The sequence below is a fragment of the Streptomyces sp. NPDC002144 genome (assembly GCF_053593695.1).
Genome location: NZ_JBSFDB010000074.1, coordinates 1 through 17,133, shown reverse-complemented (window position 1 = coordinate 17,133; position 17,133 = coordinate 1). Strand labels below are relative to the sequence as shown.

Sequence of the window (17,133 nt, the reverse complement as noted above, 5' to 3'; positions counted from 1 at the left end):
ATTCGATCAGCGATCAAGCGGCTCGTAGTCGAACCAGTCGAAGTGAACGGAACCCGCTGATGCGAACATCCCGAGGACCCGGCCGGTGAAACCGCCCGCGACCTCCGTGGACAGGTACTTCCCGTCGAGCGACGTGAGTGCGACGAAGGAGCCGTCCGGTTCCTCGATGCCCAGGGTGACGGTATCGGGACCGGTGCGTGCGTCGTTCACTGTCTCGATGGCGGCCACGTCGACGCGCAGGACGACGGGTCCGGGCGGTACCGGCCGGGACGCCACCACGGTACTCAGGGGGCCGATACGGGCACGCACCCGAACCTCGCCCGAGGTGGCCTCGATGTCGTAGTGGTGCTGCTCGTCGAGGCGAACGGCCAAACCGCCACGCCCGTCCGCCACATCGACCAGCGCGCGCACCCGGCAGGAGGCGTGCTGCTGCCGGCGGCCGACGAACGTCACATCGGTGTCGCCCAGGGAGGCGCCGCGGGCGCGCAGGGTGAGCCAGTCGGGCCGTTCCTTGGTGGTGCAGTCCTCAGCGGGTCGATGGCGCAGCGAGACCCAGTGCGGGGCGAGTTCGCCCCGGTCGAAGTCGTCCTGGAGGGGCGTGCCGGGGCCCGGTTGGAGCGGCCATGGGGGTGTGGAGGCCTCGAGAGACAACTCGCCGACGACCGGCCAGCCGTCCGCCCACTCGACCGGCACCAGGAACGTCTCCCGGCCCAGGACGTGCCAGCCGGGGGTGCCGCCGCCCGGCCGCACCCCGAGCAGCACCATCCACCAAGAACCATCGGGCCCCTGGACGAGATCCGCGTGGCCGGTGTTCTGGATGGGGTCATCGGTGCCGCGGTGGGTGAGGATCGGGTTGGCCGGGCAGGGTTCGAACGGGCCCTCGGGCGTGCGGCCACGGGCGATAGACACGCCGTGGCAGCGCTCGGTACCGCCCTCGGCGATCATGAGGTACCAGTAGTCGCCGATGTGGTAGAGGTGTGGGGCCTCCGGCGCCTTGGCGCCGGGCGAACCGGACCACACCTTGCGGTGGGGGCCGAAGGTCTCCCCGGTGTACGGGTCGAGGCGGACCTGTCCCACACCGGCCACGGTGCACCAGCAGTTGCCGTGCTCGTCCCAGGCGAGGTCCGGATCGATGCCCGCGACTCCGGGCAGCGGAACCGGGTCGGACCAGGGGCCCGCCGGATCGGTGGCCGTGAACAGCATGTTGCCGTCACTGCTGACGTTCGTGACGATCAGCCAGAACCGGCCGTCGTGGTGGCGCAGGGTGGGTGCGTAAATCCCTCCCGAGGAGGGCGAGTCCAGCGGCAGGCGCAGCTGACTGGGACGGTCCAGCGCGTTGCCGATCTGCGTCCAGTGCACCAGGTCCCGGCTGTGGAAGACGGGCACGCCGGGGAAGTACTCGAAGCTGGAGCACGCGAGGTAGTAGTCCTCACCGACCCGGCAGATGCTCGGATCGGGGTGAAAGCCGGGGATCACGGGGTTGTTGAAGGTGGTGGTGCCCGTCTCGGGCAAGCTCGACACCCTGATCGAGTCCTTTCACTGGTTCACGGGCCTTTCACCGACCGCCGGTTCAGCGGGCCGGGCGGAGTTGCAGGACCACGATCGAGTAGGCCGGCACGGTCTGCCGGGTGGCGCTGCCGGTGGTGGCGGAGCCGATCGACGTGGCGTTCTTGCGGTACGAGTACACCGTCGGCGTGGCCGACGAGGTGGTGAACCCGCCGTAGGTGACCGGTTCGTCGTTGGCCGGGTCCTTGTTGATGAGCAGGACGTTCATGTCACCGTTCGCCCGACGCGCGGCATGCGCGGACACCGACGATGTCGAACTGGCGGCCCGGACCAGCCGGTCGCCCGGTGCGCCCAGCCAGGTGATCATCTGGACGCCGTAGTAGGGCGGGAAGGGCGTGTTCAGCGGCGGCTCGCAGGAGGCTCCGCTGGAGAGGATTCCTCCGTCGTCGTATTCGCCGGCGCCCTCCACCGTGGTCACGGGGCTGCAGTCGGCGCCGTTGTGGAGGTTCCACCAGGCGTGGCCGAGGGCCGCATGCCGAGCCACTGCTCGGCGTTCCAGGCGTGGAACCGCTCTACTTCTGTGAACCTCAGCTTCGCCGCGAGCCGCATCGAGGCGGCGTTGGCGGTCTGGGTGGTGAGCACGACCGGCTCGCCGGGGAGGACGCCGTCGAACCAGTCGAGTGCCGCGGCACACGCCTCGGCGGCGTACCCGAATCCCCAGGCTCGTGGCAGGAACAAGTAGCCGAGATCAACCCTGCCCTCGGCAGCCGGGGGCTGGTGCTCCGGTGCTCTCCTGAGCAGAATCTGGCCGATCATCGACCCCTCGAGATCAACGACAAAGCTCCCGGGCCACCGCTCGGGCACCTCGGGCATCTCGCGCTCAAGCTCGTCACGCGGGCGGGGGCCGCCGAGGTAGGTGTGCACCTGTGGCGAGGCGAGCACCTCGATGAAGGCCGCACGATCCCGGGCCTCCGGCTCACGTAGCACGAGCCTTTCGGTCCTGATCGGGGCAGGTGGCCAGGCGACGGGTCCGAGGTCGGTCATACCGGCCAGCCAATCAGCAGGCTCAGCAGTGATCAAGACTCGCGGACCGATCAAGCCACCGTGAGCGAGCAGGAGGGCGGTGGGCCGTCCTCCCGTGCGCGGCATCGGGCATTGTCAGTGCCGGCGTGCAGGATGACGGGCATGACAACACCAGCAGCTGTCATCACGGATTCCGCCGCCTACGCGCAGGCGGTCGAGGACGCGGTGAAGGCGTCCGCCGCCAGCTACACGGGCGGCACGTCCGTGCTGGACGACGACGCCTATGACCGGCTGGTACGCGGCATCGCCGCGTGGGAGGCGGACCATCCCGACCAGGTGCTGCCGGACTCGCCGACGGGGAAAGTCGCCGGCAGCGCGGTGGAAGGCGATGTCCCGCACACGGTGGCCATGCTGAGCTTGGACAACGTGTTCTCACCGGAGGAGTTCACGGCCTGAACCGCCTCCCTCGCCCGGAGGATCGGACACGAGGTCGAGCGGTTCAGTGTGGAGCCGAAGCTGGACGGTCTCGCGGTCGCCGCCCGCTACACGGGCGGCCGCCTGAGACAGCTGATCACCCGCGCGGACGGGACGGCCGGGGAAGACCTCTCGCACACGTTATGGACAGGGTTTGGCCCTGTCCATTGTCCGAGACCGGGCTCCCCCACATGGAAGGTTCCGCGCTCCTGCGGGCCTGGTTCTCTTCGCCCTGGTTCGCACATCCGCACGCTGTTGAACAGCACGACCACGTCAAACGTCACCGGCAGGGGGCCGGGAGTCACTGCGGTAGCTGAGTTGTTATGCGCCGGTCGTCGAGCCGGGGCGGACGATCATCAGGACCACCACGATCAGCCAGGTGAGGGCGATCAGGCCGGTGATCATCGACAGGCGAGGCAGCCGGACGATCAGTGACTGTGCGGAGAGCAACGCCTGTTCGGGCTTGTCGAGCTGGATGGCCACGTCGTCCTGGATGCCGAGCACCGCGATGCCCAGCAGGATTGCGGCAACGCCTGTCAGTGCCATGGAGGCGATGAGCCAGGCGCCGCCCATCACAACCATCATCTCGGCGGTGCCGACACCGAAGATCGGGACGGCGATGCCTGTCACCGAGTAGACCTACAGATCTGGTGCAGCAGCTCTTGTTGGACGGTCCGCTGCTGTGCTCGTGGCGGGTGCCGGCGTTGGCGGCGGCATACGCCGCGCCCCTCGACCGGCTCGCGCTACGCGCCCGGCTCTTGCGATCGTGGCTCTGAGGCGCCCGGCCGCTCCTGACGGACCATGGCGTCCACACGAACCGCGTATCACGAGGAGCTCGCCGCGCCTGAATGATCAGGTTGAGGACGGCTTCAAGATTCCGTGACCCCCGCAACGGCATCGAGCTCCCGCAGTTGCTTCTGGAGGGACTCACGGATGGTCGTCAACGCCTCTACCCCCACAGCGAGTCGTACGGGCGGATTTGCCGCATCCGCAGCAAACAGGATGGCCTCCACGACATCCTGCGGGTCCCCGACGGCATCCGGTCCGAGCTGGCCAATTTTCGCCAACTGAGTGCCGACGGAGGGAGCATAGACCTCGCTGGGAGCCTCCACTACGGCGTTGGAGATGAACCCCGTACCGTAGGTACCGGGCTGGATGGCTGTAGACGTGACGCCTGTCGGAGCGAGCTCCAGGGCCAGAGCCTCGGAAATAAGTTCAAGGGCGCCCTTGCTCGCGGAGTAGAGTCCCGATCCGGGCCAGGCGTACGCACCCAGCTCCGAGGAAAGGTTGATGATGCGACCTCGGCGGGATCGCAAGGAGGGCAGGACAGCGCGGATGATAGCCAGCGGGCCGAAGACGTGCGTCTCGAATACCGCGCGAGCGGTGTCCTCAGAAATCTGCTCGACGGCGCCGAAGACACCGTAGCCGGCATTGTTGACCAGCACGTCGACGCCTCCAGCGGTCTCGACCGCGGCAACAATTGCTGCGATGCCCTCGGGGGTCGTCACGTCGGCGGTCACGGTGCCGATCCGGGAGTTTTGTTCAGCCAGCTCGTTGAGAGCGTCGCTCCGACGACCGGTGGCAATGACATGGTCACCGCGATGAGCCACGGTCTCGGCGAGCTGACGACCGAATCCGGATGACGCACCGGTAATCAGCCAGGTCTTTGCACTCATGGGTTCAACTCCTGCAGCGTGTAATTGATCGGGCAATTCGGAGGGCGACGTCTTGGTCGATTTGCCGGTTTGCTGTATGTACGGCGGTCACGCAAGCGGACAACGAGATCAGGAGGGGCACCGGCTGCCTGCTTGTCCGGCTTCGCCAAACACCTGCAGCGGGTGCAGAGCATGATCCGGGCCGCCGAAATGCGGACGGGTTGCAGTGGGTGCGCGGCGACCGCGGGGGCCGCGCACCGCCGCCGGGCAAGCGCCCTGCCACCGCGACGACTCGGCCAGTACGGATGCTGGTCCCATCAAAGATGGCTGCTTGCACCATGCGGGCACGGACTGGAGGCCACGACGCTTCGGGTGCCGCGGTCCCAGCCTGTACCGGACCTACGCCTCGGTCGTGGTCTCCGACGCCCCCCGCGGCTTGGTGCCGTGCTGATGGTGGACGCCACTGTGACGTTCGGTCTCGGGAGGACCACCCATCATGCGGAGCATGGTCCGTCCACCGGTGTGCCAGAAGCGCGCGAGGAGCACGGCGGCGAGGAGGAGGAAGGCGATGTTGAGCCAGGTGGTGTAATTCCAGCTGATGCCTTCCGCGGGTAGCTTCGCGTCGTCCTGACGGGGAATCAGACTGAGGCCCGCGAAGACGAGTTCCACGACATAACCGGCGACGACCATCGCGAAGTAGAAGGTGGCGAAGATAAATGCCGCCGTCCTGGCGCCGTAGTACTTACGGTAGATGTTGATGATCGGCAGGATCAGCAGGTCGGCGAAGATGAACGCCACGACGCCGCCGAAGCTGATGCCTCCCTTCCACAGCACCACTGCCAACGGCACATTGCCGATGGAGCACACGAACGAGGCGACTGCCACGAGGGGCCCGATCACAGGCCCCCACAGTTTGGCCTCCAGGGGGTGCCCGTCGAAGAAGAATGTGCGCCAGAAGGAGTCCGGCACCCAGGCGGCGATGGCGCCGGCGATGAGCAGGCCGACGACCACGTCACGCAGGATCGCCGCCCACTCCATGGCGAAGACGTGGCTGGTGGAGGTGAATCCCTCACGGGAGAACAACCGGCCGGCGAAGGAGCCTTCGCGCTGGCTGGACATGTCCATCGCAGCATGTCCCTCCATGGATCCGGCGAGTCCTCTTTCGGCCTGTTCGCGCGCCTGACGCAGGAGACGCTCGCGGAGGAACAGCCGGAAGAGGACCGCCAGAACGATGATCATGACGGGTCCGCCGATGAACTCCGCGGCGGTGAACTGCCAGCCCATCAGCAGCGCGAGGACCACGCCGAGTTCGACGACGAGGTTGGTGGACGCGATCTCGAAGGCCATGGCGGCGGTGAAGTTCGCGCCCTTGCGGAACAGCGAGCGGGCCAGTGCCACTGCGGCGTACGAACAGGACGAGGACGCCGCGCCCAGGGCCGCGGCGAGGACGAGGGTCCGGGGCTGGTCGTCGCCGAGCAGGGAGACGACGGTGCCCTTGCGCACCACGGCCTGGACGACAGCGGACAGCGCGAACCCCAGGATCAGGGCCCAGGTGATGTCCCAGGTCATTGAGCCTGCGATCGACAGCGCATGCAGTAGCGCGTGCATCCGTGAACCGTCCCTCCCGTTACTGCGGGCACGTCATTACGGAGGTCAGGAGCGGATGAACTCCAGCAGATCCGCGTTGATCGTTGATGCCTCGGTGGTCGGCATGCCGTGCGGGAAGCCCGGATAAACCTTGAGAATCCCGTTGGGCAGCAACTTGGACGACAGGTGCGCCGAGTCATCGATGGGCACGATCTGGTCGTCGTCGCCGTGCATGACGAGGACGGGCACCGTGATCTTCGTGAGATCGTCGGTGAAGTCCGTCTGAGAGAAGGCCACGATGCCGTCATAGTGGGCCTTGGCGCCGCCCATCATGCCCTGGCGCCACCAGTTGTCGACGATCGCCTCGTCGAACTCGCGGCCCGGACGGTTGAACCCGTAGAACGGGCCGGCCGCCAGCGCGCGGTAGAAGACTGAGCGGTTCGCCGCGAGCTGCGCTTGCAGGTCGTCGAAGACCGACTTGGGCAACCCGCCGGGGTTGGCGTCGGTCTGGACCATCAGCGGAGGAACTGCTCCGATCAGCGCGGCCTTGGCAGCCCGGTCCTGGCCGTGTCGGGCGAGGTAGTGAGCCACCTCACCACCGCCGGTGGAGTGGCCGACGAACACGGCGTCGCGCAGGTCGAGATGGTCGACCACCGCGGCCAGATCGTCTGCGTAGTGGTCCATGTCGTGACCGCTGTCGGTCTGGGTGGAGCGGCCGTGGCCGCGGCGGTCGGCGGCGACCACCCGAAAGCCCTCGTTGAGGAAGAACAGCAGTTGGGGGTCCCAGTCGTCCGACGAGAGCGGCCAGCCGTGGCAGAACACGATGGGCCGGCCGGAGCCCCAGTCCTTGTAGTGGATGTCGAGGCCGTCGGAGGTGGTGATGGAGGGCATGCTCGCTTCTCCCTGTCCGTTCGCAGCGATGACAACATGACAGACGCCGTCGATCTGATCGGTCTTTGAGTGCGCTCGTGCGGCTCGCCACGTTGCCGTTCACCGTGACAAGCACTTTCGAACACCTTGTCAGTCCCGTGCGGCGCGGCGGGAGCTGGCGCCCCCTGCTGTGCACGGCACGCACAGCAGGGTTCACTTCTCGCACAGTGCGCTGCGCGGGCCGGCACCTAGCATGTGACACCACAGCGACCGTCGGCCTCGCATACCCGGCCGGGCACACGGTGTTGTGCCTTCACCCGGATGTGCCGACCTCGCAGCCGCCCACGCAAGGCGCGCGGGGTAGGCGAGACGGCAGCCCATAGGTCGATGAACCGCCACAGATCGACATTCCCTGCTGGTGCGCGCTGCGCTCTGGCCTCACCAAGGAGTGATGACCCTCATGACTGTTGCGGGTATGAAGGGCTTTCGCCTGGCGACGCAAGATCTGCTTCTCGTGGCCGGCACTCTCGACGACGTCGACTGGAACCAGCCCAGCGGTGCAGAGGGCTGGCGAGTCAAGGACGTGTTCTCGCACGCTGGACAGCTCATCTCGCTGCTGGTGTCCGCCGTGCAGGGGACGTTGCGGTATCCGGATCCGCCGCTCGGGATCGAGCAGCTCAACGAGGTGCTGGTCGGAGCCGCCAGGGAGCAGACGCCCGATGCGACCGTCGACTTCCTTCGAGTCCAGTCGGAGCTTGCCTTCCCCGTGTTCGACAGCCTCCAGGACGAGCCGCTGGCATCGTCCACCGCACAGTTGCTCGACCTCGGCGTCTATGAGCTGCACGCCATACCGGACATGTTCTCCTTCGATTTCGCGACCCATCTGCGCTTCGACCTGCTCGGTCCCCGCGGGCCGCTGGACGCCGATGTGCCGCCCATGGATGAGGACCGAATGGAGCCCTCCGTCCACTGGCTGCTGGGCGGCATTCCGAAGATGCAGCCCGACCTGCACCGCTCGCTCCTCGCGCCGTTGGCACTGGTTCTGACGGGCCCGGCGTCGACCCATGTCGTCCTTCACCGCGTCGGGGACACGATCCTCGTCGAGGACCCCGCCATCGCACCGGCCCCGGTGGCTCAGGTGACTTCGTCCACGCTCGATTTCCTCGCCTGGTCGACCACCCGTATCCCCTGGCGTGAGGGGACCGAAGTGATCGGCGATACCTCCGCCGCCGCCGCTTTCCTCGACAAGCTGAACCTGATCTGAAGCCCTGGCTCTGCCTTTGAGGTGTCGCCCACGACGGCCCGTTGGTCCACTGACGGTCCGTTCAGCGCTTTTGCCATTCGCTGGGGGACATGCCGTATGCGGCTCGGAAAGCCCGGCTGAAACTGGACAGATCGGAGAAACCGTGGCGTCGTGCGACAGCACCGATGGCTACGGCGTCGTCGTCAGCGAGGGCCTGCCTGCACGCTTCGAGGCGGCGGGTGCGGATCCAGCCCGCGAGACTGATGTCGCTTCTGGCAAGCACCTTGTACAGGTAGCGCACCGAGATGTGGTGCGCGGCTGCGATCTGCTCAGCAGACAGGCCGGGGTCGTGGAGGTGCCGACGGGCGTATTCAAGGATGCGCATCTGCAAGGTGGCGGCCATGGGCTCGGCGGCCAACTCGTCGGCCCGCAGATGGATCGCGATCACGGCGCGGATGAGTTCGATGCTCGGCTGACCGACGAGGTCGGCGTTCACCGCAGTAGTCAGGGCGGGATCGGCGGCCAGTCGGCGCAAATAGTCGTGGGTCAGTGAGACCACCGGGTGCCCCGGACCCAGCTTGACCGCGCACGCCGCGCGGATCATGTCGTGCGGCATCGCCAGCGCCGAATGCGGCACACGGAAGAAGTTGCCGGTCATGCCGCTGTCGTTCAGCAGTGTGTAGGGGGATGTGGAGTCGTACATGACCAGTTCGCCGGGCCCGAGCACCGCTTCCCGGTCGTGTTGGACAACCATGCTCGACCCGGAGAGCTGCACATTGATGAAAATGCTCGGTTCCATCGAGTCACGGGCCAAGGCGGCGGTGCGTTCCACCCGCAGGGCGGTGGTCCGTCCCGAGCAGATGGTCAGGTCACCCAGGTCCGTGACGACGCCATGCGCGGCCACCGACCGGCGATGCCCGGGCCAGTGCAGTTCGATCGGCACCATCGTCGCGCCGAGCGCCTCGTGGACGAACTCGGCACGATCACGCTCTTCGACCTCATCGGTGTTCAGAATGAAAGGCATTGCGTCGACCTTTCGACCGCCACGCTGGAAACGTACCCGTACTGACCAGGCGCGGCACGGAACTCGCGCCTCTTCACCGGTCGTTGTGACTGACTGCGGCACCCAGGTCCCGCCGGGCCGACACCCGACTTTCGGGGGCGATCTGGCCGCTCAGGATCCTGGGACGAGCAGGCATCGCGGATGTGCACCGCCGGAGACGGTGTCATCGCGGACCGGCTCGGACCTGCCAGGAGTCATCGGCCAGTGGCCAAGACCGTGTCGGGTCCGCGCTGCACGGCGAACGATTCGATGTAGGCCAGGGCCCCGTCCAGTGCGTCACGCAGGGGGGTCGACTCGCCGGCCGCCTGGTCCAGCAGTGCTCCGCCCTGGAAGGCGGCGGTGAGCAGGTGGGCGAGCGCGGCCGGGTCGGCCTCCGGCCGCAGTTCGCCGCGCTCGCGCATCTTCCCCAGGCCGCGCTCGAACAGCTCCTGCCATCGCTCGAAGCCGTCGGCGACGGCGGCGCGGTGGGCGGGCTCGCTCTTGACGACCTCGGCAGCCAGAGAGCCGAAGATGCAGCCGCCGCGCACCATGTCCTGTGAGGCGACGTACCTGTCGGCCCACCGGCGCAGGGCGGCGAAGCTGTCCAGCTCGCCCAGCTCGGGTGCCTGGTGGCGGGCGACGATACTGTCGGCCTGCCAGGCGAGCACCGCGCCCACCAGCGACTCCTTGGTCGGGAAGTGGCGCGTCAGCTGCGAGCCGCTGACCCCTGCGGCCGCGCGGATCTGCTCGTTGTTGGTGTTCTGCGCGCCGTGTTCGTAGATCAGCTCGGCGGCCGCCCTGACGATGCGTTCGCGTGTGGCCAGGCCCTTGGCGGTCAGCTTCCGGGCCGGCGCTTGGCGGGTGGTGGTCATGCTCGCCATCATACCGCAAAAGGGGCTTGACAGCCCATTCTGCGAGGTGTTCTCTGGAGGCAGGCCCAAAAGGGCCTGCAAGCCCACTTTTTCTGGGAGGCGGACGGGATGTCCACACAGGCGGCACCGCAGACCGTCGCGACGACACGGCGCCTCGACCCGGCGTCGGCCGCTTTGGCCGCAACCGAGTCGGGTCACCCGCGCCGCTGGAGCATCATGGCGGTGCTGGGTGCCGTCGCCTTCATGGCGCAGCTCGACTTCTTCGTCGTCAACGTCGCCCTCGACGGGATCGGACGGTCGTTCCCGGGCGCAGGTATCGCGAGCGTGTCGTGGGTCCTGTCGGCCTACGCGATCGTTTTCGCGGCCGTGCTCGTGCCGGCCGGCCGGATCGCGGACCAGTGGGGACGCAGGAGGACGCTGCTGGCCGGGGTGGCGCTGTTCACCCTCACCTCCGCCGTCGCGGCCGCCGCGCCGAGTCTCGGGGTGCTGGTCGCTGCCCGCGCCTTCCAGGCCGTCGGCGCGGCGATGATCGTGCCCACCTCGCTCGGCCTGCTCTACCCCAGCTTCCCCAAGCGCCAGCACACCCTCGTGGTCGGCCTGTGGGCCGGCGTTGGCGCGATCGCGGCCTCGGCCGGCCCGCCGGTCGGGGGACTGCTCGTCACCCTCGACTGGCGGTGGATCTTCCTGATCAATGTTCCCGTCGGCATCGCCACCCTCGTCGCCGGCGCGCTGCTGCTGCCCGAGGTGCGCCAGCCCAAGGGCGCCGCCCTGCCGGACCCGGCTTCCGCCCTGGCACTGCTGCTGGCCGTGAGCCTGCTGGTGCTCGCCACCGTCCAGGGGCCTGGATGGGGCTGGACCGACATCCGCACCGTGGCCCTGTTCGCCGCTGCTGTCCTGGCCGCTGCCGCCACCGTCGAGCGGACCCTGCGCGCCACGGCGCCGGTGATCGAGAAGCAGCTGTTCGCCGGCAGGGCGTTCACCGCCGCCGCCATCGCCCTGTTCCTGTTCTACGTCGGCTTCGCCATCGTCCTGCTCAGCACCGCTGTGTTCCTGCAGGAGGTCTGGCACTTCAGCCCGCTGCGCGCAGGTGTCTCCCTCGCCCCAGCCCCCCTTGCATCGATCGCCTTCGCAATGAACGCGGGCCCCATCCAGAGCCGCTTCGGCCGCACCGTCCCCGCCGTGACCGGCACGCTGGCCATGGCACTCGCCGCCGGCTACTGGCTCACAAACGTGCAGACCACTCCCGACTACTGGGGCGCCATGTTCCCGGGCCTGATCCTGGTCGGCCTGGCAGGCGGTCTGACCCAGCCGCCGCTGTTCGCCGCCGCCGGCACCCTCGCCCCCGAACGCGCCACCACCGGCAGCGCCGTACTCAACATGAGCCGTCAGATCGGCAGCGCCGTGGGCGTGGCCCTGCTCGTCGCCCTCACCCACCACGCCACGGCCACCGGGTTCGGCCACGCCTGGTCGGTTCAGGCCGGCGCAGGAATCGCCGCGACCACCGCGCTGCTCGTCCTCCGCCCCCGCCACACATCCTGACCAGCCGCCACGGCACTCGAGTCGGGCCCGCACACCAGAGCCTCCTGCTGAGCAGGTATCGCACCGCCTCACTCATCTCGTGCGGCACCCGCCAGCAGGACTGACCCGGAGTTCCCCCAACTCCCCCTCAAAAACGGAGATCACCATCATGGAACGCAACCTCCTCGTGATCGGGGCCACCGGCAAGACCGGCCGCCACACCACCGAACTCCTGCTCCAGCGCGGCCACCGCGTCCGCGCACTCGTCCGCGCCCTCGACGCACGCGCCGAACGGCTCGCCGCCCTCGGAGCAGACGTCGTGGAAGGCGACGTCCTCGACCTCGACTCCCTGGCCCGGGCGACGAAGGGCATCGACGCCCTGTACTTCACCTATCCGATCCGCCCCGGCCTCATGGACGCCACCGTCAACGTGGCCCAGGCCGCGGAGGAGAACGGGGTCCAGGCGATCGTGAACATGTCGCAGGTCTCCGCCCGCCGCAACACCGCCAGCAACGCGGCACGCCAGCACTGGGTCGCCGAACGCGTCCTGGACCACGCACCGGTCCCGGTCACCCACATCCGCCCGACCTTCTTCGCCCAGTGGCTGATCGACACCTGGGCCGACGGGACCGGCGAACTGCGCCTGCCGTTCGCCGACGGACGCCACGCCCCCATCGCCGAAAGCGACCAGGCCAAGGTCATCGCCGCCATCCTCGAAGACCCCGCCCCGCACGCCGGCCAGATCTACCCGCTCTACGGAGCCGAGGAGCTCAACCACTACGAGATCGCCGAGAAGATGTCGAAGGCGCTGGACCGGAAGGTCACCTATGTGCCCATCGAACTCGACGAGTTCGCCGCCATCCTGCGCGGGCGCGGCGCGCCGGACCACCTGATCCAGCACCTGCTCGCCGTGGCCGTCGACTACCGCAACGGCGTCTTCGCCGGCACCAACGACCTGGTGAAGACCATCGGCGGCAGCGATCCCCTCGACGTCGAGACCTTCGTCGCCCACAACCGGGCCGCCTTCGACCTGACCGCTGCCTGACCACTGCCTGAACACTGCCTGAACACTGGAGAAGACAATGAGCGTTTGGTTCGCCACCGGATCGTCCCGGGGCTTCGGCCTGGAGATCACCCGTGCCGCCCTCGCCGCCGGCCACCAGGTGGTCGCAACTGCGAGGAAAGCCGAAACCGTCCGCCAGCAGCTTCCCGACGCCAGCGACGCGCTGCTCACCGTGCCGCTGGACGTCACCGACCCGCAGAGCATCCAGACGGCTGTCGACGCGACGGTCGAGCGGTTCGGGCGGATCGACGTCCTGGTCAACAACGCGGGCACCGGACTGCTCGCCGCCGCCGAAGAGTCCGACGACACCGCGGTCCGCGCGGTGTACGAGACCAACGTGTTCGGCCCGCTCGCCGTCCAACGCGCCGTGCTGCCGGTACTTCGGCGCCAGCGCTCCGGCCACGTGATCAACATCAGCTCCATCGTGGGCTTCGCCACCGCGCCGGGCTGGGGCATCTACGCCTCCACGAAGTTCGCCGTCGAAGGCTTCACCGAGACCCTCCACACCGAACTGGCACCCCTGGGCATCCACGTGACACTCGTCGAACCGGGCTTCTTCCGCACCGACTTCCTCGACCCCGCCAGCCTGCACACCGGCCCCGACACCATCGACGACTACACACCCACCGCGGGCGCCATGCGTACCGCCGCCGCGAGCCTGAACCACGCCCAGCCCGGTGACCCGGTCAAAGCAGCGCGCGCCATCGTCGAGATGACGGACGCCCCTGAACCACCCCTGCGCCTCCCGCTCGGAGCCGACACCCTGCAAGCCTTCGACACCAAGCTCGACACCTTCCGCAAGGAGATGGACGCCTGGCGGCAGGTCGCCCTCTCCACAGATCACGACTAGGACGACACCGCCGGATCGGCCTTTCCAGCACCACGGTGCGATGCCCTGCAGAATCATCGATCGCGCCTGGACCATCCATGACCTGAAGGACGTCCGTCACCGTGACCGCACCACAGTCCGCTGTAGCACGCCATTACCGGCAAGGCGACCTGCGTCGGAAGAGCGACGAAGAGCTCGACCGCCTCTACCCGGGACACACCACGCTCACCACCGACGACCTTCATGCCGTGGACGAGTTCCACACCGGCGGCCACGCGGCCACGCGAGAGCTTACTGAACACCTGGAGCTGAAAGCGGGCCTGCGTGTCCTTGACGTCGGGAGCGGCCTGGGCGGTCCGGCCCGCCACCTGGTCCAGCACGCGGGCGCCGACGTCACCGGCGTCGACCTCACCGAGGAGTACCTCGACGTCGCCCGCTGGCTCACCGACCTTGTGGGCCTCACGGGCCGGGCCCGGTTGCAGCAAGGTGACGTGACCGAACTGCCCTTTCCCCAGGCGAGCTTCGACCGGGCCTGGATGCTGCACGTGGGCATGAACATCGAGGACAAAGCCCGCCTGTTCACCGAGATCAGCCGCGTCCTGACCAGCAAGGGCCTCTTCATCGTCTACGAGGTCATGCTCCTCGGCGATCCCGCCCTCGTCCGCTACCCACTGCCGTGGGCCTCGGAGCCCGAACACAGCTTCCTGGCCCGCCCCGAGGAGTATCGGTCACTGCTCCACAAGGCCGGTTTCGAGATCGTCGACGAGCACGATCACCGCTTGCAAGCCGTCCAGTTGCTTCGTAACGCGGGCGGCGCGCACCACCCGACCAGCACGCCGCACAACCCTGCGAGCGGGGACACTCCTCCGGCCCCGATCGGCGTGGCCATGGGCAGCGAAATGCATCGACCAAGATCGCAAAGGGTGCTTCAGAACATCGAGGAAGATCTCCTTGCTCCGACCGAGCTGACCTGCCGTCTCCGCTGACGTTACGCAGACCGCACCTGGACGGGTGTCTACCGCACCTTCGTCCGTTGGTCCTTGAGCCGTCGTACGGTTCAAGGACCAACGGATTCACGTATCGCCCGCGGCCTTGGGCCAGCTGCCCCATCGACGAATACTCACACCACAGGTAGGGACAGACCCTCGTGCGATGGCAGTACGCCTCCGGTCGGCCACCCGCCGCGCATTCACGGCACCGGCAGCAGTGGCCGGATGCCCGCACGTTCTTCGTCCGTCATGCCTGTCGGGTAGCGCGGACGCCGGGCGGGCGCGCAGGGCCGGTTCACCGTTCGATGGGCAGCTCCGGTTCCGGGCTTGGCCAGTGGTTGGGGGGCAGGAGGATCCGGATCCAGGAGTCGCGGAGCCGGGCGCCGAATTGTTCGGGGCTCCATCCTCTGTCGTGGACCAGCAGCACCCAGTACTCCGGGGCGTTCATGCTCCACACCGTGTCGGCGACCTCGTCGTCGGTGAGGTCTGGGCGCAGCTCGCCGGTGGCGCGCAAGTCCGCGGCGAAGTCCCGCATGTTGCGAGCTCGGCGTTCGGCGATCCGCGACCACAGGGTGGAGCATTCGGCATCGGTCGCCGCGGCGTCCCGCAGAGCCAGGAACACGGGGGCAAGCCGCTGCTGGAGTTCCGTGACCGCTGCGGCATAGATCTCGATCTTTTCGGCAGCGGTACGCGCGGCGCGGATGCGCAGGACGTAATCGCGCCGGCTGGCCTCGACCGGGTGGTCCGTGCCGGACAGGGAGGTCTCGACCAGTTCGCGCAGCAGGGCCGGCTTCCGTCCGACGGCGGCGTACACAGTGTCCACCGCCACGTCGGCCCGCCGGGCGATCTGGGCGACCGTAGTCGCGGCATAGCCCTGCTCTACGAAGAGTTCGCGGGCGGCGTCCAGTACAGCGCGGCGCGTGACGGCTGCCTGCTCGGCGCGGCGTGGTGCGTGGTAGCCACGTTTGCCGCCCTTGACCTGATCTTTCATGGACCGTACGTTACCAATATTCGTCCGAATGCCATTCGGATCAATTCTTGCGGGAGGCTGCCGTGGTCTACGCCTACATCCAGGACGTTCCGATCGGCGAGGAGCTGTACCAGCGGATCATCGACCTGCTGGGACCCGAGCCGCTGGACGGTTCACTGCTCCACCTGTGCGTGCGCCGCCCGGACGGCGGACTGCGCTACATCGACGTGTGGGAGTCCAAGGAACAGTGCGGCCGCGCGTTCGACGAGCGGATCCACCCTGCTGTGGACGCGGCCTTCGGCGGCTCGCGCCCCGACGGCGAGCCCGAGGTGCGCCACTTGGACGTCGTCCACGCAAGCGGCGCGCTGCTCAAAGACAACCCGATCACCTGACATTGCCTCAGGCGGCCAGTGGACGGTCTGCCGAATCACGCGCCCTGCCATCCAGGATGAGTCGCCCGGCTCACCAGGGCGTGGTCGCGCCGTGGCGGAAGTGTCACCCCTCGGGACGCCCAGGCTGTCGGTCGACGAGCGCCCATGCACCTGAGGAATCCACTCCGGACTCGATGTATGCAGCGACATCGCACCGCACCGCCCTGGTCGCTTTCCGACACCACTAGACTCCCGGTCTGCGCTACGAGCCTTCGGTTGGCGTCGATGCAGAGAGTAGGCAGAGGAAGCACCATGAGCGACAACGCCGCCGCTCGGCGTCGGGGTCACTACGCCACCACACGGGCCAGGCGGGACATCGCCGCACGTGCGGGCACCACGCACGCCGCGCTCCTGCGCCACTTCGATGGAGCCATTCATGCGGATCGTCATCACTCCCGCCGAGAGCGCATAGCCCGGCATCCGTTCGCCTGAAGGAATCAGGCACCGCCGTACGGACCGCCTAAGGGGAAGCGCGGCCACGGCGCGAGGGATCTCCTGCCGGAGCCGGTCCATGCCGAAGCCGGGGCTCAGCACCATGCGCCGCAGCTGGGGCATGGCGACGCTCCAGCTCGCCAGGGTGAGGGTGAAGAACTGTGGTGTGACGCGGCCGGGCTCGCCGCGCTCGTGCTGACGGCCGGCGCGCTCGTCGGCGCAGCCGGGATCGCGGCTCGGGCCGCCGGACTGCTGCTGATCGACATGGCAGTGCAGTGCCGACAGGTCGCCACGGGCCCGCATCTTCGCCCTGCGCCTGGAGATTCACAGCCGCCTCAACACCGGCTGCATGACCCGACCCTACGGGGGCCGGGGGCTGGCTCGGCACCCGCGCCTGCACCCACCCCGGTTGGTGGGCGGTCTGCGCGCTCATCGCACTCGCCGTCGCATCGGCCATGGTCACGTACGTCGTCGCAGGCGGCGGGCATCGCCGGGGCAGTCGCCGTGAACCAGCCATGCTCCGGTCGGGCCTGATCATCGGGATTCCTCCGTGGATACCCCCGCCTTCAGGCGGGGGAGGAAGCGGACTCCTGCGGAGCAGGGCAGGGAAAGCCGATGCGCCGCCAGGG

At 68.2% G+C, this 17,133-nt stretch carries 16 protein-coding genes and 1 pseudogene; 7 read left to right on the top strand and 10 right to left on the bottom strand.

Annotated features, from left to right (window positions below):
* Positions 1-6: 6 nt before the first annotated feature.
* From ACWCQ1_RS47260 to ACWCQ1_RS47250, 3 genes are read right to left on the bottom strand one after another with little or no spacing between them, the layout of a single operon-like run.
* The gene (locus tag ACWCQ1_RS47260) at positions 7-1,521 is read right to left on the bottom strand and encodes a glycoside hydrolase family 43 protein (protein WP_451029513.1); all 1,515 of its coding nucleotides are present in this window, start codon (positions 1,519-1,521) and stop codon (positions 7-9) included.
* A 49-nt stretch (positions 1,522-1,570) separates the two neighbouring features.
* On the bottom strand, positions 1,571-1,984 hold the full coding sequence (locus ACWCQ1_RS47255) for a hypothetical protein (RefSeq protein ID WP_451029512.1): 414 nt from the start codon (positions 1,982-1,984) through the stop codon (positions 1,571-1,573).
* Positions 1,981-2,550 carry a GNAT family N-acetyltransferase gene (locus tag ACWCQ1_RS47250; RefSeq protein WP_451029511.1) on the bottom strand — a complete coding sequence of 190 codons (570 nt, stop codon included), beginning with the start codon at positions 2,548-2,550 and terminating at the stop codon, positions 1,981-1,983. The genes ACWCQ1_RS47255 and ACWCQ1_RS47250 overlap by 4 nt, the downstream gene beginning before the upstream one ends.
* 141 nt (positions 2,551-2,691) lie before the next feature.
* Between ACWCQ1_RS47250 and ACWCQ1_RS47245 the strand changes: the two are divergent.
* A pseudogene (locus ACWCQ1_RS47245) lies at positions 2,692-3,153 on the top strand (NAD-dependent DNA ligase LigA); the annotation flags it as partial.
* A 171-nt stretch (positions 3,154-3,324) separates the two neighbouring features.
* Here ACWCQ1_RS47245 and ACWCQ1_RS47240 read toward each other — a convergent pair.
* From ACWCQ1_RS47240 to ACWCQ1_RS47225, 4 genes are all read right to left on the bottom strand, one after another.
* Positions 3,325-3,633: a hypothetical protein gene (locus tag ACWCQ1_RS47240; RefSeq protein ID WP_451029510.1), complete on the bottom strand. Its 309-nt coding sequence runs from the start codon at positions 3,631-3,633 to the stop codon at positions 3,325-3,327.
* 239 nt (positions 3,634-3,872) lie between these two features.
* Positions 3,873-4,679 carry an SDR family oxidoreductase gene (locus ACWCQ1_RS47235; RefSeq protein ID WP_451029509.1) on the bottom strand — a complete coding sequence of 269 codons (807 nt, stop codon included), beginning with the start codon at positions 4,677-4,679 and terminating at the stop codon, positions 3,873-3,875.
* Positions 4,680-5,057: 378 nt separating this feature from the next.
* Positions 5,058-6,266, bottom strand: a complete 1,209-nt coding sequence (locus ACWCQ1_RS47230; protein ID WP_451029508.1) for a permease — start codon at positions 6,264-6,266, stop codon at positions 5,058-5,060.
* Positions 6,267-6,311: 45 nt separating this feature from the next.
* Positions 6,312-7,136, bottom strand: coding sequence for an alpha/beta fold hydrolase (locus ACWCQ1_RS47225; protein ID WP_451029507.1), 825 nt, complete (start codon positions 7,134-7,136; stop codon positions 6,312-6,314).
* A gap of 430 nt (positions 7,137-7,566) precedes the next feature.
* Between ACWCQ1_RS47225 and ACWCQ1_RS47220 the strand changes: the two genes are divergently transcribed.
* Positions 7,567-8,379, top strand: coding sequence for a maleylpyruvate isomerase N-terminal domain-containing protein (locus tag ACWCQ1_RS47220; RefSeq protein WP_451029506.1), 813 nt, complete (start codon positions 7,567-7,569; stop codon positions 8,377-8,379).
* A gap of 61 nt (positions 8,380-8,440) precedes the next feature.
* On the opposite strand, the gene ACWCQ1_RS47215 is transcribed toward ACWCQ1_RS47220, so the two are convergent.
* A complete protein-coding gene (locus ACWCQ1_RS47215) occupies positions 8,441-9,382 on the bottom strand; it encodes a helix-turn-helix domain-containing protein (RefSeq protein WP_451029505.1) in 942 nt (313 codons plus the stop codon).
* 233 nt (positions 9,383-9,615) lie between these two features.
* The gene (locus tag ACWCQ1_RS47210) at positions 9,616-10,272 is read right to left on the bottom strand and encodes a TetR/AcrR family transcriptional regulator (RefSeq protein WP_451029504.1); all 657 of its coding nucleotides are present in this window, start codon (positions 10,270-10,272) and stop codon (positions 9,616-9,618) included.
* Positions 10,273-10,380: 108 nt separating this feature from the next.
* On the opposite strand from ACWCQ1_RS47210, the gene ACWCQ1_RS47205 reads away from it, so the two are divergent.
* From ACWCQ1_RS47205 to ACWCQ1_RS47190, 4 genes are all read left to right on the top strand, one after another.
* Positions 10,381-11,811: an MFS transporter gene (locus tag ACWCQ1_RS47205; protein WP_451029503.1), complete on the top strand. Its 1,431-nt coding sequence runs from the start codon at positions 10,381-10,383 to the stop codon at positions 11,809-11,811.
* Positions 11,812-11,959: 148 nt separating this feature from the next.
* Positions 11,960-12,835 (top strand): NmrA family NAD(P)-binding protein, encoded by an 876-nt coding sequence (locus ACWCQ1_RS47200; RefSeq protein WP_451029502.1) that lies wholly within the window; start codon positions 11,960-11,962, stop codon positions 12,833-12,835.
* Between the two features lie 37 nt (positions 12,836-12,872).
* Positions 12,873-13,703: an oxidoreductase gene (locus ACWCQ1_RS47195; RefSeq protein WP_451029501.1), complete on the top strand. Its 831-nt coding sequence runs from the start codon at positions 12,873-12,875 to the stop codon at positions 13,701-13,703.
* A 101-nt stretch (positions 13,704-13,804) separates the two neighbouring features.
* Positions 13,805-14,668 carry a class I SAM-dependent methyltransferase gene (locus ACWCQ1_RS47190; RefSeq protein WP_451029500.1) on the top strand — a complete coding sequence of 288 codons (864 nt, stop codon included), beginning with the start codon at positions 13,805-13,807 and terminating at the stop codon, positions 14,666-14,668.
* 298 nt (positions 14,669-14,966) lie between these two features.
* Here ACWCQ1_RS47190 and ACWCQ1_RS47185 read toward each other — a convergent pair whose 3' ends face one another.
* Positions 14,967-15,662: a TetR/AcrR family transcriptional regulator gene (locus ACWCQ1_RS47185; RefSeq protein WP_451029499.1), complete on the bottom strand. Its 696-nt coding sequence runs from the start codon at positions 15,660-15,662 to the stop codon at positions 14,967-14,969.
* Between the two features lie 47 nt (positions 15,663-15,709).
* On the opposite strand from ACWCQ1_RS47185, the gene ACWCQ1_RS47180 reads away from it, so the two are divergent.
* The gene (locus tag ACWCQ1_RS47180) at positions 15,710-16,033 is read left to right on the top strand and encodes a hypothetical protein (RefSeq protein ID WP_207929948.1); all 324 of its coding nucleotides are present in this window, start codon (positions 15,710-15,712) and stop codon (positions 16,031-16,033) included.
* Positions 16,034-17,133: the final 1,100 nt, after the last annotated feature.